Origin of the sequence: Rhodopseudomonas sp. P1 (genome assembly GCF_039642825.1) — a bacterium.
In the GTDB taxonomy this organism is placed as follows: domain Bacteria; phylum Pseudomonadota; class Alphaproteobacteria; order Rhizobiales; family Xanthobacteraceae; genus Rhodopseudomonas; species Rhodopseudomonas palustris_H.
The window spans coordinates 4,299,799-4,323,680 of sequence record NZ_CP088006.1 but is presented as its reverse complement, the minus strand read 5'-3'; the positions used below and the strand labels follow the sequence as shown (position 1 = coordinate 4,323,680).

Annotated in this window: 21 protein-coding genes and 1 pseudogene; 13 read left to right on the top strand and 9 right to left on the bottom strand. The window is 65.3% G+C overall.

What is annotated here, in order from left to right; genetic code table 11:
- The first annotated feature begins 186 nt into the window (after window positions 1-186).
- Both LRC39_RS19995 and dksA read left to right on the top strand, forming a co-directional pair.
- Window positions 187-597, top strand: coding sequence for a flagellar assembly protein FliX (locus tag LRC39_RS19995; RefSeq protein ID WP_346295401.1), 411 nt, complete (start codon window positions 187-189; stop codon window positions 595-597).
- Between the two features lie 138 nt (window positions 598-735).
- Window positions 736-1,146, top strand: coding sequence for an RNA polymerase-binding protein DksA (gene dksA / locus LRC39_RS19990; RefSeq protein WP_107345612.1), 411 nt, complete (start codon window positions 736-738; stop codon window positions 1,144-1,146).
- Window positions 1,147-1,256: 110 nt separating this feature from the next.
- Here dksA and LRC39_RS19985 read toward each other — a convergent pair whose 3' ends face one another.
- Both LRC39_RS19985 and LRC39_RS19980 read right to left on the bottom strand, forming a co-directional pair.
- On the bottom strand, window positions 1,257-1,538 hold the full coding sequence (locus LRC39_RS19985) for a DUF3551 domain-containing protein (RefSeq protein WP_263989384.1): 282 nt from the start codon (window positions 1,536-1,538) through the stop codon (window positions 1,257-1,259).
- Window positions 1,539-1,735: 197 nt separating this feature from the next.
- Window positions 1,736-2,299 (bottom strand): TetR family transcriptional regulator, encoded by a 564-nt coding sequence (locus LRC39_RS19980; protein ID WP_346295400.1) that lies wholly within the window; start codon window positions 2,297-2,299, stop codon window positions 1,736-1,738.
- A gap of 154 nt (window positions 2,300-2,453) precedes the next feature.
- Here LRC39_RS19980 and LRC39_RS19975 point away from each other — a divergent pair, with 154 nt between their 5' ends.
- The gene (locus LRC39_RS19975) at window positions 2,454-3,641 is read left to right on the top strand and encodes an efflux RND transporter periplasmic adaptor subunit (RefSeq protein WP_263989382.1); all 1,188 of its coding nucleotides are present in this window, start codon (window positions 2,454-2,456) and stop codon (window positions 3,639-3,641) included.
- 12 nt (window positions 3,642-3,653) lie between these two features.
- Entirely contained in the window at window positions 3,654-6,785 is a 3,132-nt protein-coding gene (locus LRC39_RS19970; RefSeq protein ID WP_346295399.1) for an efflux RND transporter permease subunit, read from the top strand.
- A gap of 266 nt (window positions 6,786-7,051) precedes the next feature.
- Here LRC39_RS19970 and flgH read toward each other — a convergent pair whose 3' ends face one another.
- From flgH to flgF, 4 genes are read right to left on the bottom strand one after another with little or no spacing between them, the layout of a single operon-like run.
- Window positions 7,052-7,810, bottom strand: coding sequence for a flagellar basal body L-ring protein FlgH (gene flgH, locus LRC39_RS19965; RefSeq protein ID WP_264074362.1), 759 nt, complete (start codon window positions 7,808-7,810; stop codon window positions 7,052-7,054).
- 5 nt (window positions 7,811-7,815) lie between these two features.
- Entirely contained in the window at window positions 7,816-8,844 is a 1,029-nt protein-coding gene (gene flgA, locus LRC39_RS19960; protein WP_346295398.1) for a flagellar basal body P-ring formation chaperone FlgA, read from the bottom strand.
- Window positions 8,845-8,855: 11 nt separating this feature from the next.
- The gene (gene flgG, locus LRC39_RS19955) at window positions 8,856-9,644 is read right to left on the bottom strand and encodes a flagellar basal-body rod protein FlgG (RefSeq protein ID WP_011159436.1); all 789 of its coding nucleotides are present in this window, start codon (window positions 9,642-9,644) and stop codon (window positions 8,856-8,858) included.
- A 12-nt stretch (window positions 9,645-9,656) separates the two neighbouring features.
- Entirely contained in the window at window positions 9,657-10,418 is a 762-nt protein-coding gene (gene flgF, locus LRC39_RS19950) for a flagellar basal-body rod protein FlgF (RefSeq protein WP_107345605.1), read from the bottom strand.
- A 364-nt stretch (window positions 10,419-10,782) separates the two neighbouring features.
- Here flgF and fliL point away from each other — a divergent pair, with 364 nt between their 5' ends.
- The 6 genes from fliL to LRC39_RS19920 all read left to right on the top strand — a co-directional run bounded on the left by fliL (window position 10,783) and on the right by LRC39_RS19920 (window position 16,030).
- A complete protein-coding gene (fliL, locus tag LRC39_RS19945) occupies window positions 10,783-11,283 on the top strand; it encodes a flagellar basal body-associated protein FliL (RefSeq protein ID WP_107345604.1) in 501 nt (166 codons plus the stop codon).
- A gap of 6 nt (window positions 11,284-11,289) precedes the next feature.
- Window positions 11,290-12,492 carry a flagellar motor switch protein FliM gene (fliM, locus tag LRC39_RS19940; RefSeq protein ID WP_011159433.1) on the top strand — a complete coding sequence of 401 codons (1,203 nt, stop codon included), beginning with the start codon at window positions 11,290-11,292 and terminating at the stop codon, window positions 12,490-12,492.
- A complete protein-coding gene (locus LRC39_RS19935) occupies window positions 12,489-12,920 on the top strand; it encodes a DUF6468 domain-containing protein (protein ID WP_346295397.1) in 432 nt (143 codons plus the stop codon). Before fliM ends, LRC39_RS19935 begins: the two co-directional genes overlap by 4 nt.
- Window positions 12,917-13,681, top strand: a complete 765-nt coding sequence (locus LRC39_RS19930; RefSeq protein WP_107345602.1) for a MotE family protein — start codon at window positions 12,917-12,919, stop codon at window positions 13,679-13,681. Before LRC39_RS19935 ends, LRC39_RS19930 begins: the two co-directional genes overlap by 4 nt.
- A 176-nt stretch (window positions 13,682-13,857) precedes the next feature.
- The gene (locus tag LRC39_RS19925; protein WP_346295396.1) at window positions 13,858-14,481 is read left to right on the top strand and encodes a TetR/AcrR family transcriptional regulator; all 624 of its coding nucleotides are present in this window, start codon (window positions 13,858-13,860) and stop codon (window positions 14,479-14,481) included.
- A 25-nt stretch (window positions 14,482-14,506) separates the two neighbouring features.
- On the top strand, window positions 14,507-16,030 hold the full coding sequence (locus tag LRC39_RS19920) for a carboxylesterase/lipase family protein (RefSeq protein WP_346295395.1): 1,524 nt from the start codon (window positions 14,507-14,509) through the stop codon (window positions 16,028-16,030).
- Between the two features lie 29 nt (window positions 16,031-16,059).
- Here the strand turns inward: LRC39_RS19920 and LRC39_RS19915 are convergent, their stop codons facing one another.
- Window positions 16,060-16,389 carry a GrlR family regulatory protein gene (locus LRC39_RS19915; protein WP_346297531.1) on the bottom strand — a complete coding sequence of 110 codons (330 nt, stop codon included), beginning with the start codon at window positions 16,387-16,389 and terminating at the stop codon, window positions 16,060-16,062.
- A gap of 476 nt (window positions 16,390-16,865) precedes the next feature.
- Between LRC39_RS19915 and LRC39_RS19910 the strand changes: the two genes are divergently transcribed.
- Complete coding sequence (locus LRC39_RS19910; RefSeq protein WP_346295394.1) at window positions 16,866-20,609, top strand: tetratricopeptide repeat protein; 3,744 nt, start codon at window positions 16,866-16,868, stop codon at window positions 20,607-20,609.
- A gap of 168 nt (window positions 20,610-20,777) precedes the next feature.
- Here LRC39_RS19910 and fliP read toward each other — a convergent pair whose 3' ends face one another.
- Window positions 20,778-21,542 (bottom strand): flagellar type III secretion system pore protein FliP, encoded by a 765-nt coding sequence (fliP, locus tag LRC39_RS19905; RefSeq protein ID WP_164574507.1) that lies wholly within the window; start codon window positions 21,540-21,542, stop codon window positions 20,778-20,780.
- Window positions 21,539-22,694: pseudogene (locus LRC39_RS19900) on the bottom strand (flagellar biosynthetic protein FliO). The gene fliP and the pseudogene LRC39_RS19900 overlap by 4 nt, the downstream one beginning before the upstream one ends.
- Window positions 22,695-23,013: 319 nt before the next feature.
- Between LRC39_RS19900 and flgB the strand changes: the two are divergent.
- Together flgB and flgC are read left to right on the top strand one after the other, a co-directional pair.
- Window positions 23,014-23,421: a flagellar basal body rod protein FlgB gene (gene flgB / locus LRC39_RS19895; protein ID WP_012497251.1), complete on the top strand. Its 408-nt coding sequence runs from the start codon at window positions 23,014-23,016 to the stop codon at window positions 23,419-23,421.
- A 21-nt stretch (window positions 23,422-23,442) separates the two neighbouring features.
- Complete coding sequence (flgC, locus tag LRC39_RS19890; RefSeq protein ID WP_011159423.1) at window positions 23,443-23,868, top strand: flagellar basal body rod protein FlgC; 426 nt, start codon at window positions 23,443-23,445, stop codon at window positions 23,866-23,868.
- Window positions 23,869-23,882 lie beyond the last annotated feature (14 nt).

Genomic DNA, 23,882 nt, shown 5'->3' with positions numbered 1-23,882 from the left:
AGTTCCTCTCTCCGGAGTTCCGTTTGGGTTCCAACCGCGGCGAAACTGCCGTCACCGGCAATTCTTGCCGGGCTGTTTACCCATCGTTAACCATAAACCGGTTTGCTGCGGGTCGGGGGCCTCAGCCCTGTTGCCGCCCTGGGTGTAAGCTGTTCCGCGGCGAGCCTGGACACGGCGAGAGACACGATGCGCATTTACGGTCCGAACGGCACCACCACATCGACCGGCTCCGGTACTGTCCGGCGCTCCGGATCGAGCACGTTTTCGCTCCCCACCGCCCCCACGCAATCGGAAGCCAAGCCGATCGGTGCGCCTCGGCCGCCGGCTGCGCTGGATGCGCTGCTCGCCATGCAGGGGGTGGAGGATGCCACCGAACGCCGCAAGCGCTCGGTGCAGCGCGGACGAACGGCGCTCGATGCGCTCGACGATCTGAAGATCGGCCTGCTGTCGGGGATGCTGGACGGTGCAACGGTGGCGCGGCTGCGCGCGGCGGCGGCCGAACTGAAGAACTCCTCCGGCGATCCCGGCCTCGACGCGGTACTGGCGGAGATCGAGCTGCGGGTCGAAGTCGAACTCGCCAAAGCCGGCCAAGCCTAAGCCTGCGATTCGTGTTCCCCAGCTATTCCGCCGTTCCGGTGCGATCGGTGCGGACGATATTGTCTGTCACAACCCAGCGCTATATAAGCTGCCGCGCAGGCGGGGTGTTTACCGCCTGATGTGGATCATGGATTGCCCTTGGAAAAGTTGAAAGACTATCGACCATCCGAGAAAGAGCCGTTCATGAACGAGCGGCAGCGCGATTATTTTCGCGCCAAATTGTTGGCTTGGAAGGACGAGATCCTGCGTGAAGCCAAACTCACGCTCCAGGCACTACAGGAAGAGAACGTCAATCATCCCGACTTGGCTGATCGCGCCTCCTCCGAAACCGACCGCGCTATTGAGCTGCGCGCTCGCGACCGTCAACGCAAGCTGATCGCCAAGATCGACGCAGCATTGCAACGTATCGAAGATAACACCTACGGCTATTGCGAAGAGACCGGCGAGCCGATCTCTCTCAAGCGGCTCGAGGCGCGCCCGATTGCGACGCTCTCGGTCGAAGCCCAGGAGCGCCATGAGAAGCGCGAAAAGGTGTATCGCGACGAATAGGTCGGTGGCCTGATCAAAGTTTTACGGCGTCGCTTCCGAGAGGAAGCGGCGCCGTTGTTTTTTGGAGCTGGCGTTTTGGGCCGTTGCGCGCGCGAAATAAGCGCAGCTGATTAGTGCCGGCGCTTGCGCGGCTGCTGTTGCGGCGGCGGAACGTCTTGCGGCTCGGCGGCCTGCTGGCGCGCACTGAACGCGACCACTGGATTGATGTCGCAATAGGCGCGGGTGCCTGAAGCGGTCACCATGCACTGCTGGTAGGAATCGAACTGGCAATTACCTGGATAGCCCCATTCGCCGCCTTGCAGGCAGTAGGGGAAATCGCGGGCCGAGGCCGGAGCCGCCGCCAGGGTGAGGATGGTCGCTGCCGCGAGCAACGCGGCGCCGGTCTTGGTCATCTGATCTCTCCATTCAGCCCGGCTATTCCTCGCAGGAATCGCCGAACACGGCGGAACGTAGCGTCCCCGGGACGCGATACAACTACGATCGGGGGATGCCGTCGATGCGCCGGATCATGTATGCGGATGTCTGGGCAAGTAAGTTGTGATCGGTCGTGATGCGGCGTGTGCGTCTCGCGGGTCTTCAGCTTTCCCGCTCAGTCTTTCCGAGTCATTGCCAACAGTCGCGCCAGCAGCTTCTTGGGGTCCATCCGAAGATCCGGGGCGATGTGGCTGAGGTCGGCGAGCCAGGCGCCATCGGCGGCGAGTCGCACGATCTCCAGCGCCGGCGCCGAGTCGGTTTTTTTATACTTCGTCAGCCATGCCCGCATTCTGGCAGACCAGCGCGGTCGCAACAGCGGGTCGGTCATCATCGATACCGCCAAAGCGCCGCCGCACTGGCTTTCGTCTTGTTCGCTGAGATTGAAGGTCGCCCGGACGTAGGCGCGGGTGAAGCAGCCGTAACTGGAATGATCATCCTGTAGCGCCTCTTCGACGGCGGCACCGAAGATGTCGAGCTGGGCGTCGAAGACCGCCTCGATTAACTTCTCCTTGGTCGCAAAATGATGAAACAGGCCGCCTTTTGTGACACCGGCGGCGGCGGCAACGGCCTGCACCGTGACCGCTTGCAGCCCCCGCTCCATCGCCAGAGCGGCGGCACAATCGATCAGGGCGCGGCGGACGACTTCCGGTTGTTTCTTTCGCTCATGGGCGCTGCTCATTGCGGCGAGGCAACTTTCTTGAGAACGACTGTGGTGAATCCTGGCGTCGCCCCGTTGTCATTGTCAAGAATGTAATATACCAACCGGATGGTATCTTTTGAACGGTTTGCGGCGGCCGGGGGGCTCGCAGCCGTGCGGAGCAAAGGTGAGTTGCGTGACGACGAAGACAAAGGCCGCCCTCCGGGCCGCTTGCGCGTTTGGCGTGGTGGTGAGTCTGGCCGGCTGCGGTGACGGCAAACAAGCAGGAGCCGACAAGCAGGCGCCGCCGGTCGTGGTGAGCGTGGTCACAGTCGCGCCGGAGACGCTGCGCATCGTCAGCGATCTGCCCGGCCGCATCGCACCGACGCGGATCGCCGAGGTGCGTCCGCGGGTCTCGGGCATCATCATCGAGCGCGTGTTCCAGCAAGGTACCATCGTCAAGCAGGGCGACGTACTGTACCGGCTGGACCCGGCGCCGTTCCAGGTTCGTGTCGCCAGCGCCAAGGCGACGCTGCAGCGTGCAGTGGCAACCCGCACGCTGGCGGCCCAGCAGGCCGAGCGCCAGACCCGGCTGAAGGATCGCGACGTCACCACAGTCCAACTCTACGACAAGGCAGTCGCCGAATTGGCCCAGGCCGAGGCGGATGAGGCCTCCGCACGCGCCGGCCTGCAGGCCGCCGAGCTCGATCTGCAATACACCGAAGTCCGCGCACCGATCACCGGCCGCATCGGACGGGCGCTGATCACCGAAGGCGCACTGTTCACCGTCGGTGGCAGCGAAAGCCTGGCGACGATTCAGCAGCTCGATCCGGTCTATGCCGACTTCACGCAGTCTGCCAACGAGCTATTGGCGCTGAAGCGGGCCGCGCAACAGTCGGCGAAGGCCGGCGATGCGATCGAAGCAGAGGTGCGCCTGCGGTTCGACGATGGCGCGAGCTACGCGCATCGCGGCCGCCTCTTGTTCTCTGAAGCTTCCGTCGACGCCACCACTGGCCAGGTCACGCTGCGCGGCGAGTTTCCTAATCCGGACGGCGATTTGTTGCCCGGCATGTATGTCCGCGTGCAGCTGGTGCAGGGCGAGCAGCCCAATGCGCTGGCCGTGCCCGAGCGCGCGCTCCGCCGCGATCCGGGCGGGCAGGCGCAGCTCTACGTCGTCTCGGCCGATCGCAAAGCCGAGTTGCGGCCGGTGACGCCGTCGCGGCTGGTCGATGGTCGCTGGATCATCGCGAGCGGTCTCCATCCCGGCGATGCCGTCGTCGTGCAGGGCTTTCAGGCTCTGTCGCCGGGAGCGGCGGTCGATCCGAAGCCGTGGCCGAACGCGGCGGCCGCTGGTACGACCAGCGCCGCCTCGCAGGCGAAGTGAGGCTCGGCGGTCATGCCCGATTTCTTTATCGCGCGGCCCGTGTTCGCGTGGGTCGTCGCCATCTTCATCATGATCGCCGGCGCGCTGGCGATTCCGTTCCTGCCGGTGGCGCAATACCCCAACATTGCCCCGGCGAAGATCTCCGTCACCGCGAACTATCCGGGCGCGTCGTCCGAAGAGATCTACCAGGGCGTCGTCCGGCTGATCGAAGATCAGCTCGCCGGCATTCCTGGCCTGATGTACTTCGAGTCGACCACGGATGCGACCGGCCAGATCTCGATCGAGGTGTCGTTCCAGCCGGGAACGTCGCTGGCGCAGGCGACGGTGGATGTGCAGAACCGCATCCGCCGGGTGGAGTCGCGGCTGCCCAGCGCCGTGACCCAGCGCGGCATCCTGGTCGACGAAGCCTCCAGCACCTTCCTGATGTTCATCTCGGTGCAGACCATCGACGGCTCGCTCGATAGCATCGCGGTCGGCGACTACATCACCCGCAATATCATCAGCGAGATCCGCCGGATCGAGGGCGTCGGCAAGGCGCAGCTGTTCGGCACGCAGCGGTCGATGCGGGTGTGGATCGATCCGGACAAGCTGTTCGGCGTCGGCTTGACCGTCAGCGACGTCTCGGCCGCGATCGCCGCGCAGAACGCGCAGGTCGCCGCCGGGCGGATCGGCGCGACGCCCAACCCGGTGTCGCAGGAAGTCACCGCGCCGGTCCTGGTCAAGGGCCAGCTCGGCACGCCGGAGGAATTCGGCGCCATCGTGCTGCGTGCCAATCGCGACGGCTCGTCGGTGCGGCTGCGCGACGTTGCCCGGGTTGAGGTCGGCGGCGAGGATTACAATTCCGACAGTCGGCTGAACGGCCATCCCGCGGCGTCGATCGGCGTCCAGTTGTCGGCGACCGCCAATGCGCTCGCCACCTCCAGGGCCGTCACGGCCAAGATGAAGGAACTGTCGCAGTATTTCCCGAAAGGGATGACCTACGAGATTCCCTACGACACCACCCCGTTCATCAAGGCATCGATCGAGAAGGTGCTGTACACGCTCGCCGAAGCCATTGCGCTGGTGTTCGTGGTGATGTTCCTGTTCCTGCAGAACATCCGCTACACCCTGATCCCGACCCTGGTGGTGCCGATTGCGCTGCTCGGCACCTGTGCGGTGATGTTCGTCACCGGCTTCTCGATCAACGTGCTGACGATGTTCGCGATGGTGCTGGCAATCGGCATCCTGGTCGACGACGCCATCGTGGTGGTCGAGAACGTCGAGCGCCTGATGGCGACCGAAGGCCTGTCGCCGCGCGAGGCGACCATCAAGGCGATGGGGCAGATCAAGGGCGCGATCGTCGGCATCACGCTGGTGCTCACGGCCGTGTTTTTGCCGATGGCGTTCTTCCCCGGCGCGGTCGGTATCATCTATCGGCAGTTCAGCCTGACGATGGTGGTGTCGATCCTGTTCTCGAGCTTCCTGGCGCTGACGCTGACGCCGGCGCTGTGCGCGACGTTCCTGAAGCCGGTGCCAGACGATCACCACGAGAAGGGCGGCTTCTTCGGCTGGTTCAACCGGACTTTCGTGCGCATCGCGGGTCGTTATCGCAATGGCGTCGGCTGGGCGACCAGCCGCACCGGGCGGCTGATGGTGGTGTATCTGGCGCTGCTGGCGGGGCTCGGCTGGGCTTACTTGCGGTTGCCTTCGTCGTTCCTGCCGACCGAGGATCAGGGCTATCTGATCGTCGACATGCAGGCGCCGACCGAGGCGACGCAGACCCGCGCGATGACGTCGATCGAGCAGGCCGAGAAGGTGTTCCTCGCCGACCCGAGCGTGTCGCAGGTGTTCACTGTTTCGGGTTTCAGCTTCTCCGGCAACTCGCAGAGCGCAGCGGTGGCGTTCGTGACGCTGAAGGACTGGAGCGAGCGCGGCCACGACAGCGCCGGTGCGATCGCCCGGCGTGCCAATGTCGAACTGGCGAAGATCGGAGACGCCACGGTGATGGCGTTCGAGCCGCCGCCGATCGACGGCCTCGGCAACTTCACCGGCTTCACCTTCCGCCTGCAGGATCGCGGCAGCCGCGGCAGCGCGGCGCTCGACGATGCCGCGACGCGCCTGACTGCGGCAGGCGCCGCCAGTCCGGTGCTGGCGGGCGTTCGGATCGAGGGGCTGGCCAATTCGGCCCAGCTTCATCTGGTGATCGACCGTGAGAAGGCGAATGCGCTCGGCGTGTCCTTCGCGGACATCAACGCCACCATCACCGCCAGTCTCGGCTCGGCCTACGTCAACGACTTCCCCAACGCCGGCCGGATGCAGCGCGTCACCATCCAGGCGCAGGACGATCGCCGCATGCAGGCGGACGATCTGCTCAAGCTGAACGTCCGCAACGCCAGCGGCCGGATGGTGCCGCTTTCCGCATTCGCGCGGACCGAATGGTCGAAGGGGCCGATCCAGGTGATCGGCTTCAACGGCTATCCGTCGGTGCGCTTTGCCGGCGATGGTGCGCCGGGCCACTCCTCGGGCGAAGCGATCGCCGAAATGGAACGGCTGGCCAAGCAGTTGCCGAGCGGGTTCGGTTTCGAATGGGCCGGGCAGTCGCTGCAGGAAATCAAGTCGGGTAATCAGGCGCCGTTCCTGCTCGGGCTCAGCGTCCTGTTCGTGTTCCTGCTGCTGGCGGCGCTGTACGAAAGCTGGTCAATCCCGCTGTCGGTGATGCTGGTCGTGCCGCTCGGCATCATCGGAGCGCTGCTCGCCGTGATGCTCCGCGACATGCCGAACGACATCTACTTCAAGGTGGGCCTGATCGCGATCATCGGTTTGTCCGCCAAGAATGCGATCCTGATCGTCGAATTCGCCAAGGACCTGCATGCCGAGGGCAAGTCGCTGCGCGAGGCGGCGATCGAGGCGGCGGCGATCCGCTTCCGCCCGATCATCATGACCTCGCTCGCCTTCATCCTCGGCGTCACGCCGCTGGCTTTTGCGAGCGGCGTCAGCGCCGGCAGTCAGAATGCGATCGGCACCGGCGTGTTCGGCGGCATGCTGTCCGCGACCGTGCTGGCCGTGCTGTTCGTGCCGGTGTTCTACGTCTTCGTGCTGCAGAAGGTGGAGCGGCGGAAGGCGGCAGGGAGCAAGGGCGAGCCGCAATCGACGACGGTTGCGTGATCGCAGGTACTAACGCCAACTCTCTCGTGCCCGGGCTCGTCCCGGGCACGACGTCTTTGCAGTCTCTCCGCGAGCCAGACATCCTCAGATCAAGCACGGCCGCGACGTTGATATTTGGCCACCAACTCACCGTCAGCAGCGCTCACGGGTCAGTAAAAAGGCCGCGGCCTCCGTCCGGAGGGAGAGCCGGAGGAGGCCGCGTTGGAACACCTGACCGCGCCTAGGTTCGCGGCCGGGTGTGGGAGCTCGTTGTCAGGTCATGACGATCAGAACGGGAGCAGCACGTCCATCACCTGCTGGCCGTAGCGCGGCTGCTGCACGTCGGTGATCTGGCCGCGGCCGCCGTAGGCGATGCGGGCCTGTGCGATCTTGCTGCTGTCGATGGTGTTGTCGCTCTGGATGTCTTCAGGCCGCACGATGCCGGCGACGATCAGTTCGCGAATTTCGAAATTGACCCGGATCTCCTGCTTGCCCTCGACCACCAGATTGCCGTTCGGCAGCACCTGCGTCACCACCGCGGCGACGTTGGTCTGCAACGCTTCCTGGCGCTGCACCGAGCCCTTACCGTCGGAAGACGAGGTGGAGTCGGTGGTCAGGATGCGGCCCGGCAGCACCGCGGTCGCTGGCGTCGTGATCGTCTTGCTGCCGATGAAGTCGGTGATGCCGGAGTCTTCCTTGCTGGTGCGGCTGCGCTGGGTCTCGTTGGCGATGTTGGCCTTGTCGGTGAAGTTCACCGTCACGGTGAGAATGTCGCCGACCTTGGCGGCGCGCTGATCCTTGAAGAACGCGCGGCTGCCGTTCCGCCACAGCGAGTTGGCGTTGTAGGACGCGACCTCCGGCTTCGGCATCGGCATCTGCACCGGCTTGTAGCCGGGCTGCGTGGTCGGGTTTTCGATCGGAGTGAGTGCCGGCCGTTCGCCGATCGCGGCGAGACGATCGATCGAGGAGCAGCCCCCGGCGAGTCCGCCCGTCGCCAGCAGGGCGGCGACCAGAACGATGCGTTGCAACGGCACAGACTTGGACATGAATGTTACTCGGTTTTCGCGTCGGCCACGACGCGCGGAGAGATGACGGTGATCGCGACCTGGCCGCGACCGATCACCGTGCCGGTGATGGTGCGCTTGGACTGCAGATTGAGCACGTTGACGACGTCGCCCTCGGCACCGGTGTCGAGTGCCTTGCCGCGCGCGGTGAGATAGATGCCGGCCGCGCGATAGATCAGCGTGACGCCCTGGTCGCGGGTCACGAGATCCGGCTTGGCGAGGTCGGCGCCGCGCAGCACCTGTCCGCTGCGCAGCGTCTGGCGCGCCTGCATGCCAAGGGCGGCATCGCGAGACGCCGCATCGGACGCGACTTCGCTCTTCGGCCGGCGCTCGACGGTGATGTCTGAGGCCTTGATCACTTCGTTACGCTGCACCGGCCGGGTCAGCACGGTTGCCACAACGGTTTCGATCGCGGTGCCGGTCACCCGCATCCGGGCCGGCGCGCTACCTTCGCCGCCGTTGATTTCGTAGCTGATGTCGAACCGGCCGCTGCGCGGATCGAATTTTTCGTTGATGAGCTGCAGTTTGCCGGCGTAGTTCGCCGGCAGCGTCTTGGTCTCGACGTCGCGGTCGAAATTCACCGTCAGGTCTTCGGGCTCGCCGAGGCCGTGGCGCTGCTGCAGGGTCTGGACAACCTGCTGTTCAATTTCCTTGGCCGCCAGCGTGCGTGCCAGCCGGGTCACGGTGACTTCGGTGATGTCGCGGGTATCGACGCCGATCACCTGATGGGCGCGCAGCGCCGCGAGGACGGTCGCGGTCGGCAGCGCGCCGGTGGTGCCGAGGTCGGGTGAGCGATAGATTGCAATGCCGGCGGCGGCGCCGGCGTTCTCGATCACGTCGCCGATCCGGACCAGTTCGCCGGTGACTTCGACATGCGGGCGAAGCACCGGCGACTTCAGCACGTCGCTCGGGCGCAGTTCGCCCTCCGGCTGTGCCGCGGGCGCTGCGGTCTGGCCGATCGCGCCACTGCCGGCGGCGGCGATCAGGGTGGAGGCGAGGAGGAGAGCGCGGATCATCAGCCGTCTCCTCAGCGGAACATATTAGAGGTCGATTGCAGCATCTGGTCGGCGGAGCTGACGACCTTGGCGTTCATTTCGTAGGCGCGCTGTGCCGAGATCAGGTCGGAGATTTCCGTCACCACTTCGACGTTGGCCATCTCCAGCGTCTTCTGCATGATGTCGCCGAGACCATCGGCAGACGCGATGCCGTCCTGCGGCGTGCCGGACGCCGGGGTTTCGATGAACAGGTTGTCGCCCTGCGGCTGCAGGCCGGCCTTGTTGATGAAACGGGTCAGGCCGATCTGGCCGATCACGGTGGGCGTGGTCGAACCGGAGATCGTCACCGACACCTGGCCGTTGGCCGCGACGGTGATGCTGGTCGCGCCGTTCGGAACGGTGATGGTCGGCTGCACCGGGTTGCCGTTGGCCGTGACCATGCGGCCGGTGTTGTCCTTGGTGAACGAGCCGTCGCGGGTGTAGGCGAAGGTGCCGTCCGGCATCTGGATCTTGAAGAAGCCTTCGCCGCGCACCGCGAGGTCGAGATCGTTGCCGGTGGGCGACAGCGTGCCCTGGGTCATCAGCCGCGGCGTACCGACCGTCTTGACGCCACCGCCGATGTCGACACCGACCGGCAGGATCGTGCCCTGGTCCGACGCCTGCGCGCCGACGCGGCGGACGTGATCGTAGATCAGGTCCTGAAACTGCGCCGTCTGCTTCTTGAAGCCGGTGGTGCGCATGTTGGCGATGTTGTTGGAGATCACCTGAACGTTGAGCTCCTGGGCCGCCATCCCGGTCGCCGCAGTGTAGAGTGCGCGCATGGTCAGTCTCCGTTAGGCCGGCACTTCGGCGAGTTTCTCGATCGCGGATTTGCGCAGCTCGCTCTCCTGCTGCAGCATCGCCGAGATCTGGGTGTAGGTTCGGGTGACGTCGATCATCTTGGTCATTTCCAGGACCGAGTTGACGTTCGACTTCTCGACATAGCCCTGGCGCAGCATCGACTTGGTGTCGGGCGTGCCCTGGTCGGATGTGGCTGCGAACAGATTGCCGCCCTGCTTGATCAGGCTCTGCGGCCGGTCGAACGTCACAACCCGCAGCTTGCCGCGCAGCGAGTCGATGATCGAGGTACCTTCGACCACGCTGACGCGGCCGTCGGACGAGATCGACAGTTCCTTGTCGGTCGGCTGGATCACGATCGGGCCGCCGGTGCCGAGCACCGGGAAGCCGGAGCCGTTGACGAGCTGGCCCTGGGCGTTGATCGTCAGCGATCCGTCGCGGGTGAAACGCTCGCCCTGCGGCGTCTGCACCACCAGAAAGCCCTTGCCGTCGATCGCGACGTCGAGCGGGTTCTTGGTCTCTTGCAGCGCGCCGGTCGACAGATCGTGGTAGGTGGCGCGGTCCTGCACGAAGCTGACGCGCCGGTCCGGCCGCGCGAAATTGTCCTCGTGCGCGCCGGTGTTAAGAAATTCCTGGAACACCGACCGCTCCGCCTTGAAGCCGTTGGTGTTGAGATTGGCGAGGTTGTTCGCGACGACATCCATCTGCCGTTCGAGCACGACCTGCCGTGACAGTCCGACGAGAAGTGCATTCTCCATCGGTGGTTCTCCCTTGAATGACCCGCCGCCAAGTCCTCCCAGACCGGTGGCGGATCGTGCGAACCGCAGGCGCTCTCCCAAGCGCGCGGCTCACCAGATACCTAGCGAAGCTCGTGCCAACTCAGAAAAATCATCAAAATCAGTAGCTTGCCAATTCTAAGGGAGCGGTCGGGCCGGCAATAAAGGACTTGTTGACCATACCGGCCGGCAAAATCTTCCTACCCGCCACCGCCGTGGAAAGGTTCCGTTAACCATTGCCCCATAGCGTCGTGTCATCAGAGCCTTGGGCGCTGGCGGCGTTAGTCTCGCGTTTACGGTTCGCCTCGGCTGCGGCTCGCTTTTTGGGATATGGGCGATTCGGCCGATGGCGGACGCAGAGAAACCGGAAGAAGGCGCCGAAGCCGCCGAAGGCGGGGCGCCAAAGAGCAAGAAGAAGCTGATCATCATCGCTGCGGCGGCCGTGCTGCTGCTCGGCGGCGGTGCCGGTGCTTATTTCTTCCTGTTCGCCGGTCACGGCGAAGACGCGCATCAGGCCGAAGCCGCCAAGGAAGTGAAGCCGCCGAACTTCGTCGAAGTGCCGGAGATCATGGTCAACCTCGCCGGCACGCCGGGCGAGCGGGTGCAGTATCTCAAGGCCAAGGTCGTGCTCGAGGTGAAGGACGAGAAGCTCGCCGAGCAGATCAAGCCGAACATGCCGCGGATCACCGACCTGTTTCAGACCTACTTGCGGGAGCTGCGCTCGGGCGACCTGAACGGCTCGGTCGGGATGTTTCGGATGAAGGAAGAGCTGACCCGGCGCGTCAACATGGCGATCGCGCCTGCGCAGGTGTCGGCTGTGTTGTTCAAGGAAGTGCTGGTGCAGTGAGCTGACATGGCCGGCCAGGACCAACTCGACCAGGACGCAATTGCCGCCCAATGGGAAGCCTCCATGGCGTCGGAGGATCCCGAGGCCGCGGCAAAGGCGGCAGCGGAGAACGAACTAACCGGGACGATGGCGGAGCAATGGGCCGCCATGGTCGAGGATGGCGGCCGCGATCTCGGCGGCGGCAAGAACGGCGGCGAGCGGGTGCTGTCGCAGGAGGAGATCGACAATCTCCTCGGCTTCAGCGTCGGCGAGGTGCACCTCGACGAGAACTCCGGCATCCGCGCGATCATCGACTCCGCGATGGTCTCCTACGAGCGTCTGCCGATGCTCGAAATCGTCTTCGACCGCCTGGTGCGGTTGATGACGACCAGCTTGCGTAACTTCACCTCGGACAACGTCGAAGTCTCGCTCGACCGCATCACCTCGGTCCGGTTCGGCGACTACATGAACTCGATCCCGCTGCCGGCGGTGCTGTGCGTGTTCAAGGCCGAGGAGTGGCAGAACTTCGGGCTCGCCACCGTCGACTCCAGCCTGATCTATTCGATGATCGACGTGCTGCTCGGCGGCCGCCGCGGCCAGGCCGCGCTGCGCATCGAAGGCCGGCCCTACACCACAATCGAAACCAATCTGGTGAAGCGGCTGCTCGAGGTCGTGCTCGCCGACGCCGAACAGGCGTTCCGCCCGCTGTCGCCGGTGTCGTTCAGCATCGATCGGCTCGAGACCAATCCGCGTTTCGCCGCGATCAGCCGGCCTGCCAACGCCGCGATCCTGGTCCGCCTGCACATCGACATGGAAGACCGCGGCGGCAATATCGAGCTGCTGCTGCCATACGCCACGATCGAGCCGATCCGCGGCGTGCTGATGCAGATGTTCATGGGCGAAAAATTCGGCCGTGATCAGGTCTGGGAAGGCCACCTCGCCACCGAGATCGTCCAGGCCGATATTTCGGTCGACGCCGTGCTGTACGAAGCCGAACTGCCGCTGCGGCAACTGATGGCGCTGCAGGTCGGCGACACCCTGCCGCTGGAGCTGCGGGCTGACGCCACCGTGGCGGTGCGTTGCGGCAGCGTCGTGCTCACCGAAGGCCGGATGGGCCGGGTCGGCGACCGCGTCGCCATTCGCGTCACCAAACCGCTGCGCAAGCCGCTCACCACCTACGCCATGTTCGAACGTACCGACGAGCAGAGCAAAATGATGGAGGCACAATGAGCCACATTTTCGCAATCGTGATCGAAAGCCTGGTCGCCGTGCTGCTCCTCGTCACCGTCGGTTATTGTTGGCTGCTCAACAAACGCCTGCTGCGGCTGAAAGCCGACGAGCAATCGCTGAAGGCGACGATCGGCGAGCTGATCACCGTCACCGAGATCGCCGAGCGGGCGATCGGCGGCCTCAAGCTCACGGTGCGCGAGGTCAACGAAAACCTCGGTCGTGACATCGCCGCGGCCTCCGCGCTGTCCGACCAGCTCAAGAAGCAGCTCGGCGAGGGCGACAACGTGCTGCGGCGCTTGTCGAAGATCGTCGCGGCGGCGCGTCCTGGCGGCGAGCAGCCGGCGGCGGCGGTGTCGGCCGCGCAGGCCAATGCGGTGGCGGCGCAGGCTTTTGCGGAACGCAGGCGACATAACGGCTTGGCTGCATGAACGCACTTCGGGATATCCGCATCCTTCCGGTTGTTCTGGTCGCGGTCTTCGGCCTCGCTGTGCTGAAGATCGCCGGACTGGTGCTCGATGGCGGCTACGTGTTCGATTACGATCCGAACGCGACCAAGCCGTCATGGGCTCAGGAGAACTTGAACTTCCCCGGACGGAAGCCGATCGATCCCGACATCACCGGCTCGGTGCATGGCGAGCCGAAGAAGAAGGAAGAAGAGAAGCCCGCGGTCGCGCCGCCGGAACAGACCAAGCCGGCCGAGACCGAGCCCGAGACCCCGGCAATTTCTCCATCCGAACGCGCGATCCTCGAGCGGCTGCAGGCGCGACGCCAGGAGCTCGAAGCGCGCGCTCGCGAAGTCGAGATCCGGGAGAGCCTGCTCAAGGCTGCGGAGAAGCGGATCGAGTCCAAGGTCCAGGAGATGAAGGAGACCGAGGGCCAGATCGGCAAGGCGACCGAAGAGAAATCGGAAGCCGAAGCGGCGCGCTTCAAGGGCATCGTCACGATGTACGAGTCGATGAAGCCGAAAGATGCGGCGAAGATCTTCGATCGTCTGGAAATGCCGGTGCTGATCGAGATCGCCACCCAGATCGCGCCGCGAAAGATGTCCGACATCCTCGGCCTGATGTCGGCAGAAGCCGCCGAAAAGCTCACCGTCGAAATGGCGCGGCGCGCCACCGGGAAGGCGTCGGTGTCCGCATCGGTCGCGGTGCTGCCGAAGATCGAAGGCCGCCCGACGCCGCGGCAGTAGGCTGTCGGCTTCGAACCACACTAAGCCGCTTGGACCACTTGCAAAATTTGCCTGGACTGCTGGATGCTGCGCCAGCCAGTAGCCGAATTGGTCTGTCGAAATTTAATGCAACGATAGCGTTGCATTAATGCCTGGCCTGCTCCATAGGATCGTTCGGGCAATGGTGGTGAGGCGGAATGAGCCGGCGCGGACGTCCAACACTTGAGCAGTCGGAAGAACTGACGGAGCGCATTGTCGCGGTGGCGATCGAGATGTTTCTCGAGAAGGGCTTTGCCGAAACGACGATCGACGAATTGGCCGTGCGGCTGGGCGTTGCCAAGCGCAGTCTCTACAGCCGCTTTCCAACCAAGGCGGAGTTGTTCCGAGCGGCTGCGAACAGTTACGCGGCATCCAGGATCGACGCGCTTCCACCGGTGGAGCCGGACGATCGTCCGCCGGCGGAGCAGTTGTTCGATGTCTGCGTCGTTCTTCTCAACTACTTCCTGCACCCTGATATCATCGCCATGGAACGCAGGTTCCTCGCGGAGGCGGTGCGGTTTCCGCAAATCGTCCCGGTGCTGGAGGATGTGCGGCTTCGAGCGATGAGCCGGCTTGATGTCGTGCTGAGCTCGATCGGTGCTGACCCGGAGGTTGATGCGCAGATCCTCTGGGATCTGGTGGTCGGCCCTCGCATGCGGGCGGCGGCCTTGGGGCTTTATCCGTGCGCGGTTACGGATGAGACCTTGGCGCTCGCCCGTCAGCGGATCGCGCTGTTCTTGGCTGCGCGCCGCGAACCATCAAGCTGCTCCAACTTACGATGACGTTGCTGATCGCACGAGGTCTCGAATGTCCAATCATCATCAAGACAGTGACCTACTCGTTGAGACTGAATGCGGCTCCGTTCGTGGGATCGTCGCCGATGGCGTGAGGACGTGGCGCGGTATTCCGTTCGCCGCCGCGCCTGCTGGTGCACTGCGCTTTAACGCGCCGCAGCCTCCCAATGCTTGGCAAGGCGTGCGCGACGCTTCCGAGTTCGGTCCGATCCCGATGCAGAAAAGGGGATACGAGGCGATCGGCGGAGCCGGAAAGACAACGCCGATCTCAGAGGACTGTCTGACCGTCAATGTTTCGGCGCCGCTCCAACCGAGCGGCAACCTTCGCCCCGTCATCGTCTGGATTTACGGCGGTGGCTTTTCGGTCGGTGGCACTCGAGCTCCGCTGTACCGCGGCGATGGGCTGGTGAAATCCGGCGACGTGATCTACGTGAGTTTCAATTATCGCGTCGGCGTCTTCGGCTTCTCCGATTTCTCCGCGTGGTCGACGCCGGAAAGCCCGATCCAGAGCAATCCGGGCTCGCGTGATCAGGTCGCAGCGCTCGGATGGATCAAGCGCAACATATCAGCCTTCGGCGGCGACCCGGATCGCGTGACGATCGTCGGACAGTCGGCGGGAGCGATGTCCGTCGTCACCTTGATGTGTATTCCATCCGCCGCTGGGCTCTTCCATCGGGCCATTGCGATGAGTCCGAACGCGGGGTCGGCTTTCGGGCCAGAGAGGCATCGAACCTGGGCCGCAGAGATTGTTAAACTGCTGGGGCTCGATCCGGACGACAAGGCCGCAGTCTCCCATTCATTGAAGCGGCTTTCGGCCGAGACGCTTTGCGAGGCGTCCGGCCGGTTCTTCTACGACGTGGCGCCGGACGCCGTTGCCGGAATGCTGCCCACCTCGCCGGTGGTGGACGGCGACTTCCTACCTTTCTCCCCAATTGATGCGTTTCGTTTGGGGAAGGCGCACCCAGTACCACTCGTTATCGGCACGATGTCGCGCGAGGGAGCTATTCTCGACAAGGTGCTTACGGTGATCGCCACCCGACCAAATCGGTTGGAGGACATGTTCAAGCGATCTGGTCGGGCTGTTCGCGAACGGATCGCGTCGGTCTATCATGGCTATCCGTCCAAGCGCGCGGCTATCGATGTCGGAGGCGACTTCACCTTTTGGCATCCGTCTGTGCTGATAGCGGAGGGCCATGCTCGGGTCGCGCCCTGCTGGGTCTATCGGTTCGACTATGCGACGCCATTGACGCGGTTGATATTTGGCGCCGCCACTCACGGGCTCGATTTGTCGATGCTGTTTGGAACGACCGGCGAGGGCGATTTGGGAAAGCTGGACTTGTTCAGCAAAAAGGTCTCGCGGGAGATGAGCTGCCGCTTTCAGGGCGATCTTCTCGGTTTTGCCCGCGGTGCCCAGCCGCGCTGGCCAACCTACGATCTCGATAGGCGTATGACGCGGATCTTTGATCACACCGACCGCGACGAAAGTGACCCCCGACGCGATCGCCGGTTGGCATGGGGCGAATTCGTCGTGACCTGACGTGCAGGGCTCGACCATACCTTTTTAAGCTATTGGCTGATCCGGGTCAGCAGCGCCCTGAAGCCGAGCGATGGGGCTTCCGCCGCCATGCCTTCGACCTGCGCGTAGTCGCCGATCGTCGAGCCGTGGAAGTCGACCCGCACCTCGTCGACGCCGAACACCGACTGGATCGCCGGATCGCTGGTGTGCCGGCGCGCCGTGATGGTGCCGTGGATGGTCTGGCCGTTCTGTTCGTAGGCGCCGACATAGGCGAATGCCGAACTGCCGCCGTGCAGCCTTCCATCGGATGCGAAGATCACGCCGACCGCTTTGCGCCGCGGCGTTTCGAATTCGACCTTGTAGAGACCCTTCAGCAGCATGGCGGTCGTCAGTCCAATTCCCAGTGGCATATCCGCGCGCCAGATCGGCGGCGGGCGCAGCTTTGATCGTCCATCGTTCCTCGGTGGCGCGAGCCGATCCGAAGCGTCGTCGCGTCGTGCGGCGTCCGTCAGGACGGCCGACAACGGCGGGCGGGAAGGGCACGGCGATCGCGGTCACACAAAAGGATGGTTCGGGCGGTTGCGCTCCCCGCCTTCTGCATCACTATCAAAAACGTGTTTACCTCGACAATCTAAATCTCTGATTGTGACGCGGTGCCGTGCCGAAGCAGGGTGAGCCTGCCGCAGTCGACGATGGTTAAACCACCGTTAACGGCTTTTGTGCCCTAGTGGGGCAGGCTGCGGTTCTGCGCGCTTCCGCCGCGCCGACGCGCATGCGTGAAGCGTAGTATCTTTGTTGGCGGCGAAGCCGCCTAGGACCGGCAGACGACAGAGTCGTTGACTGAAAGACACGACGGATGGCGCGGATGGCTGCCGCTGGAGTTTGGTCACAGGCGCTGGTCAGGCGCGTCGCACGACTCTGCCTTGCCGGCTTGCTGCTGCTGATCGCAGCCGCGCTGACCGTTGCGCCCGCGGCCGCGCAGGTGCGCGGCGAAGCCAGCTTCGAAGCGAAAGGTGGATACGGCCGGCTGCTGCTGAAGATGGCCGAGGACGTCGACTCCGACGTCGCCACTGCGGGCCTGATCGTGGTGATCCGCTTCAAGCGACCGATCGATATTCCGGTCGACAAGCTTGCCGATTCCGCGCCCGGCTATATCGGTTCTGCGCGGCTTGATCCTGACGGCTATGCGCTGCGTCTGGCTCTGACGCGTAAGCTCACTGTCAACGCGATGGCGGCCGGCGAACGGCTGTTCGTCGATCTGCTGCCAGAAAACTGGACCGGCGCGCCGCCCGGACTGCCGCAAGACGTGGTGAAGGAACTGGCTGAACGCGCCCGCGCGGCCGAGCGCGCGCTGAAGGCGCAACGCGCCACCGCCGAAGTGAAGAAGCGGCCACCGATCCGGGTGCGGACCTCGGTGCAGCCGACCTTCGTGCGTTACGTGTTCGAAGTCCCGTCCGACGTGCGGGTGGCGTCGACGCTGACCGACCGCAAGCTGTCGGTGCAGTTCAACACGCCACTGACCTTCGACCTCGCCGACGCGCAGCTCGCCTCGCCGCCGGGCGTCGCTTCGATCGCGCAGAACATCGACGGCGGTAATTCCACCGTCGACTTCACGCTGATTGGCGGCGCCGATGTGCATTCGTTCCGCGAAGAGAAGAACTTCATCATCGATGTCGGCTTCCAGCCGGGCGGCGCCGAGTCCGGTCAGACCATGGGGCCGCAGGCACTGAAGCTGCCGGAGATCGGCAAGCTCGATCCCAAGGCGCTGCAGGCGGAGATCCAGAAGCAGGAGCTCAAGGCCGACAACGGCCACAAGCCCGACGCGAAGGACACAGGCCACAAGCCTGACGCCAAGGAAGCCGATCACAAGGCGGAGGCCAAGCCCTCGCCGGCTCCCGCGGAAGCCAAGGCCATGAAGCCGGCGACGCCGGCCGGTCCGCAGCCTGCAGCTGCGGCTGCGGCGGCTGCTGCGCCATCTCCGTCTGTGGCGGGGCCCTCAGCGACGCCGTCGCCAGCCGGCCCGCCTGCCAAAGGTGGTCAAGTCGCGGCCGCGCCAGCGGGACCTGCGGCGCCGAGCATCGCGCCGCCGCAGACTGCTCCGGCTGCGCCTCAGGCTCCCGCACCTGTGCCGTCAGTGGCCGCCAAGCCGGTCTCGAATGAGGGGCGGCCGGTCGAGGTACGGCTGAATACGGATGGGCTTCGCCTGAGCTTCGCGTTTTCTGCTCCGACCCCGGCGGCACTGTTCCGCCGCGGCGATGTGCTGTGGCTGGTGCTCGACAACACCGCGGCGTTTGATCTGTCGGCGATCCGCCGCGAGGGCAGTGCGGTGGTCAGCGACGCCAGCCGCCTCCCGCTCGCCAACGGACAAGCAATTCGGATCCGGCTCAGCCGCCCGCAGATCGCGACGCTTACCGAAGACGACGGTGCAGGCAAAGGCTGGACCGTGACGCTTGCCGATGCCGGCCGCGCGGCGTCGCAGCCGCTGTCGGCGGTACGCAACATCGCCGATCCGACCCGCGCCAGTGTCTCGGTGTCGTTGCCGGCGCTCGGCCAGGTTCAGAAGCTCGCCGATCCCGACGCGGGCGATACGCTGACGGTGGTCACCGCGCTGCCGCCGCCGCGCGGCTTCATCAAGCGGCAGAACTTCGTCGAGTTCAATCTGCTGGAGTCGATCCACGGCGTCGTTGTCGAGCTGAAGTCCGATGACGTCACCGTTGAAACCACTCCCGATGCCGTGCTGCTGACGCGGCCTGGGGGCCTGACGCTATCCTCCGCCGCGGAGAGCGGCGGCGGTGATGCTGCATCCGAGAAGCCGTTCTTCGATGTCCGGCAATGGGCGAAGGATCAGACCGGCAGCTTCAAGGACATGCTCGACGAGCGTCTCAACGCCGCGTCGGTCGCGGGCGGTGACGACAAGCTGCCGGCCCGGCTCGATCTGGCGCGGTTCTACATGGCGCGCGGTCTTTATCCCGAAGCCAAGGGCGTGCTCGATCTTGCGCTGTCCGCCACCAAGCCCGGCCAGGAAGATGCCGCCACCATGCTCGGCCATGCGGCCGCGAGCGCGCTGATGTGGCGGCCGGAGCAGACGTTGAAGGACGTCGCCAATCCGGCGATCGCTTCGACTTACGACGCTCAGATGTGGAAGGGCGTAGCGCTGGCGCGGCAGGGCAAATGGGCCGAGGCGCGCGAGAAGCTGAAGAGCGTTCAGTTCGCCATCACGGCGCTGCCGCTCGACATCCAGCGCGCCGTGCTCGCCGCGGCGATGCGGGCCTCGCTGGAAGTGCGTGACTATTCGGGCGCCGCAAAACTCAGCACCGATTTCGATTTGGTCGGCATCCCGCCGGAGATCAAGCCGCAGGTCGCGGTGATGCGCGGCTGGCTCGACGAGGCGCTCGGCCGCGAGCCGGAGGCGCTGAAGAAGTACAAGGACGCGATGGCTTCGTCCGATCGCCAGGCCGCCGCCGAAGCACGGTTTCGCGAGATCGTGCTGCGGCTGAAGCGCGAAGAACTGACACCCGCGGAGGCGCTGCCCGATCTGGAGCGGCTGTCGGTGAACTGGCGCGGCGACCAGCTCGAAGTGAACACTCAGCAGCTGCTGACCAAGATGTACGCGGATGCGGGCCGCTATCAGGATTCGCTGCAGGCGGCCCGGGTTGCGACCCAGCTTGCGCCGAATTCGGAAGCTGCCCGCAAGGCGCAGGACGATGCCCGCGCGCTGTTCGCGCAGATTTTCCTCGGCAGCAAGGGCGACGACCTGCCGCCGATCGAAGCCCTCGCAATGTTCTACGAGTATCGCGAGCTGACACCGATCGGCCGGCGCGGCGACGAGATGATCCGCCGGCTCGCCGACCGTCTGGTCGCGGTCGATCTGCTCGATCAGGCCAGCGAGCTTCTGCAGTATCAGGTCGACAAGCGTCTCGAAGGCGCGGCACGGGCGCAGGTCGCCGCCAAGCTGGCGATGATCTACCTGATGAACCGCAAGCCGGATCGCGCCATCGGTGCGCTGCATTCGTCGCGCATCGCCGATCTTGCCGGCGAACTCCGTCAGCAGCGGCTGTTGCTCGAGGCGCGCGCGCAGAGCGACATCGGCCGCCACGATCTGGCGCTCGACATCATCAGCAATATCAGTGGACGCGAGGCGATCCGGCTGCGTTCCGACATCTACTGGGCGGCGCGGCGCTGGCGCGAATCCTCCGAGCAGATCGAGCTGTATCTCGGCGATCGCTGGAAGGACTTCACGCCGCTGTCGTCGGCCGAGAAGAGCGACGTGATCCGTGCCGTGGTCGGTTACGCGCTCGCCGAAGACGCCCTCGGCCTCGATCGTTTCCGCGAGAAGTTTGCGCCATTGATGACCGATCCGGCCGATCGCGCTGCCTTCGACATCGCCAGTCAGCCGAGTGCCGGCAACAGCGCTGCGTTTGCGGCGATCGCCAAAATGGCCGCCAGCGTCGACACGCTGGAAGGCTTCCTGCGCGAGATGAAGCAGCGCTTCCCCGATGCCAGCGCCCGCCTCAACCCGCCGCCCGGCGCCGATCTCACCGCCACCGGCACGCTGCCCCAGGTGCCGCCGAAGATCCGCGCCATCCAGGCGACGCGGTAGCAGTTCTTCGCGGTCTCCAACCGTCATTCCGGCGCGCAGGCGAAGCCTGCGAACACGGAATCCCGAGGTTGTTGTGCGCAGCTGAGCGTCCGGGTTCACGCGCTTCGCACGTGCACCGGAATGAGCCGTGGAGAAGAGAGCCAATCCGCAGCGTTGATCTCGGCGAGACTATCCGCCGCCGGTGTAGCTCTGCACCAAGCTGCCAGCGACAAGCGACCAGCCGTCCACCAGCACGAAGAAGATCAGCTTGAACGGCAGCGACACCACGACGGGTGGCAGCATCATCATGCCCATCGACATCAGGATCGATGCGACGACGAGGTCGATGATCAGGAAGGGCAGGAACAGCAGGAAGCCGATTTCGAAGGCGCGTTTCAGCTCCGAGATCAGGAACGCTGGCATCAGGATGCGGAGCGACAAATCTTCCGGCGTTGCCGGTGGCGGTTCGCCAGACAGGTCGAGGAACAGCTTGAGATCTTTCTCGCGGACGTTCTTCTGCATGAAGATCCGCAGCGGCCCGGACGCCCGCACCATCGCGTCGTCGACGCCGATCTCGTTGGCGATCAGCGGCTTGATGCCTTCGTCATAAGATTTCTGCAGCGTCGGTCCCATCACGAAGGCGGTCAGGAACAGCGCCAGCGCGATGATCACCGCATTCGGCGGCGCGGTGGCCGTGCCCAGCGCCGTGCGCAGCAGCGACAGCACCACGACGATGCGGGTGAACGACGTCATCATCACCAGGATCGACGGTGCGATCGACAGCACCGTCAGCAGCGCGATCAGCTGGATCGCGCGCTCGGTGACGCCGGGGCTATTGCCGCCGAGATTGATGCTGATGTCTTGGGCCTGCGCAGGCACGATCATCGCGAGAACCGCGATGATCAGAACCGATGAACTGATGAAAACTCTACGCGGGCCGGCCGAGGCGCTCACGTAGGGGACTTCGGGCGGCCGAGCAGCGCGGCCATTTCGTCTTCGAGGCTCTCGAACCCGGTCTTACCGGCGGCGGGAGACGCCTCCGCTGCGGCCGGCTCTTCGGGGCAGGCTCGGAAGCGCGTGGGGTCGGCGGATTGGGACGGGCTGGCGGCTCCGGCGCGACCGGAGGAGCCGGCTCGGCCGGCGCATTCGGCGGACGGCGCAGTGCGGCTTCGAGCCGGTTGGCCATCTCGGCGAGATTCTGGTCCGCGGTTGAAAGCGCTGCGGTGACAGGCGCAGCGGGAGCGGGAGCGGGGGCGGGGCCAAGGGCGCGGGCGGCGGCGCGGGGCGCTCAGTGCGAATTGGGGCGGGCTTGGGTTCCGGACGCGGCGGCCGCGGCATGGCCGGCTCGGCGCGCGGACGGGGGGCCGGCTCCATGCGGGGCTCGGGGCGCGGCGGCTCCGGGCGCAGCACCGGCGGCTCCGGGCGCAGAACGGGTGGCTCGGGGCGCAGGATCGGGGGCTCAGGACGGGTGATCGGCGGCTCGGGCCGCATGATCGGCGGGTCCGCCCGCATGATCGGAGGTTCGGCCCGCATGATCGGCGCCTCGACGCGGGGCATCGGGGGCTCGGGGCGCGGCAAGGGCTGTAGCGGCTGTTCGGGGCGGGCGATCGGTTCAGGCATCAGGCTGGCGAACGGATCGGCCGGACGGCGCTCCGGCATTGGCGGCGGCGCGCGACGCGGCTCCTCGGCCACACCTGGGCGCAACGGTCGTGTCGGGATCGGCGGCAGTTCCGGCTCCGGCAGCTCGGCGGCGGTATCGGATTCCCACTGGCCGGGCTCCGGCGCCGTCAGGCGCGGCTCGACACCGGCGCGGGTCGGCAACTGATCCCGCGACGGGGTGGCACGGACGATGTTGGGCTCGATCACGATGTCGCTCGGCCCGCCGATCATCAGCAGATGTTCGACATTGTCGCGCCGGACCAGAACCAGACGGCGGCGGCCATCGACGGCGGCAGCGTCGATCACGGCGAGCCTCGGCATCCGGCCGCGGCTGGCATTGGTGCCGAGCCGATTGCCGGCAAAGCGGCGCACCAGCCAGGCGGCGGCGCCAATCAGCGCCAGAACGGCCAGAAATGCGAGAAAAAACATCAATGGCTGCGATGACATGCTGTATCCCCGGCAAACAACGCTGGCGCCCTGGCGCTTTCCGGAAGCGCCCATTCCGGAATGCGAACGCGACCAGTTCCGGTGACGCGCGGCGGCCCGCCTCGTCCCTTCTTAATAATCCCCGGCAAGAACTGCCATCCGTTTCTTCTTATAATCCACCAATCATGCCGCCCAAACCGCGTTTGGTGCCGTTTTCGCCGCAGTTACCACTGCGTCCGGCATGCAGCTCGGACCTCTTAACCAGTCGTTAACCATAGGGGCGGCAAATTCTGCCTACCCGGCGGAATCGCGTGGCGGCAAGACCGGGGCGGAGGCGGCTATGCCGATCAACGATCTCCCCGAGCTCAACGCGTTGCGCACCAAGATGCAGTGGCATCAGGAGCGCCAGAAGGTGCTTGCCGAAAATATCTCCAATTCCGACACGCCGAACTTCCGGCCGCGGGATCTGGTGGAGCCGAAATTCACCCCGGAGGGACAAGCCGCCGGCGGTCCTGGCGGATCGCTGCCGCTGATGCGCACCAGCGCGTCGCATCTGACCCCGCCGGGCGGCTCGCCGAGCTTCTCCACCAACAACAACGGCGGCTTCCAGACCCGTCCGGCCGGCAACGCCGTGAACCTCGAGGACGAGATGCTGAAGGTCTCGTCCAACCAGATGGACTACGCCGCCGTGACCTCGCTCTACAGCCGCAGTCTCGGCCTGCTCAAGACCGCAATCGGCAAGCGCTGAGAAGCGCCGGGAGGCTAAACCATGGCAGACGACGGCAACGACTTCGCCCGCTCGATGGGTATCGCCACTTCCGGCCTGCGCGCGCAGGCGGGCCGGATGCGGGTGATCTCGGAAAACGTCGCCAACGCCGACTCCACGGCGCAGAACCCGGGCGGCGACCCGTATCGCCGCAAGGTGCCGACCTTCACGTCGGCGCTGGACCGCACGCTCGACGCCCGCGTCGTGGCGCTCGGCCGCGTCAAGCCGGACACCTCGGCGTTCCGCGTCAAATACGAGCCGACCAACCCGGCTGCCGACGCCAACGGCAACGTCAAGTACCCGAACGTCAATCCGGTGATCGAAATGACCGACATGCGCGATGCGCAGCGGTCCTACGAGGCCAACCTCAACGTCATCAGCGCCACCCGCCGGATGATCCAGCGCACGCTCGACATTCTCAAAGCCTGATCCGCTTCCCCAGC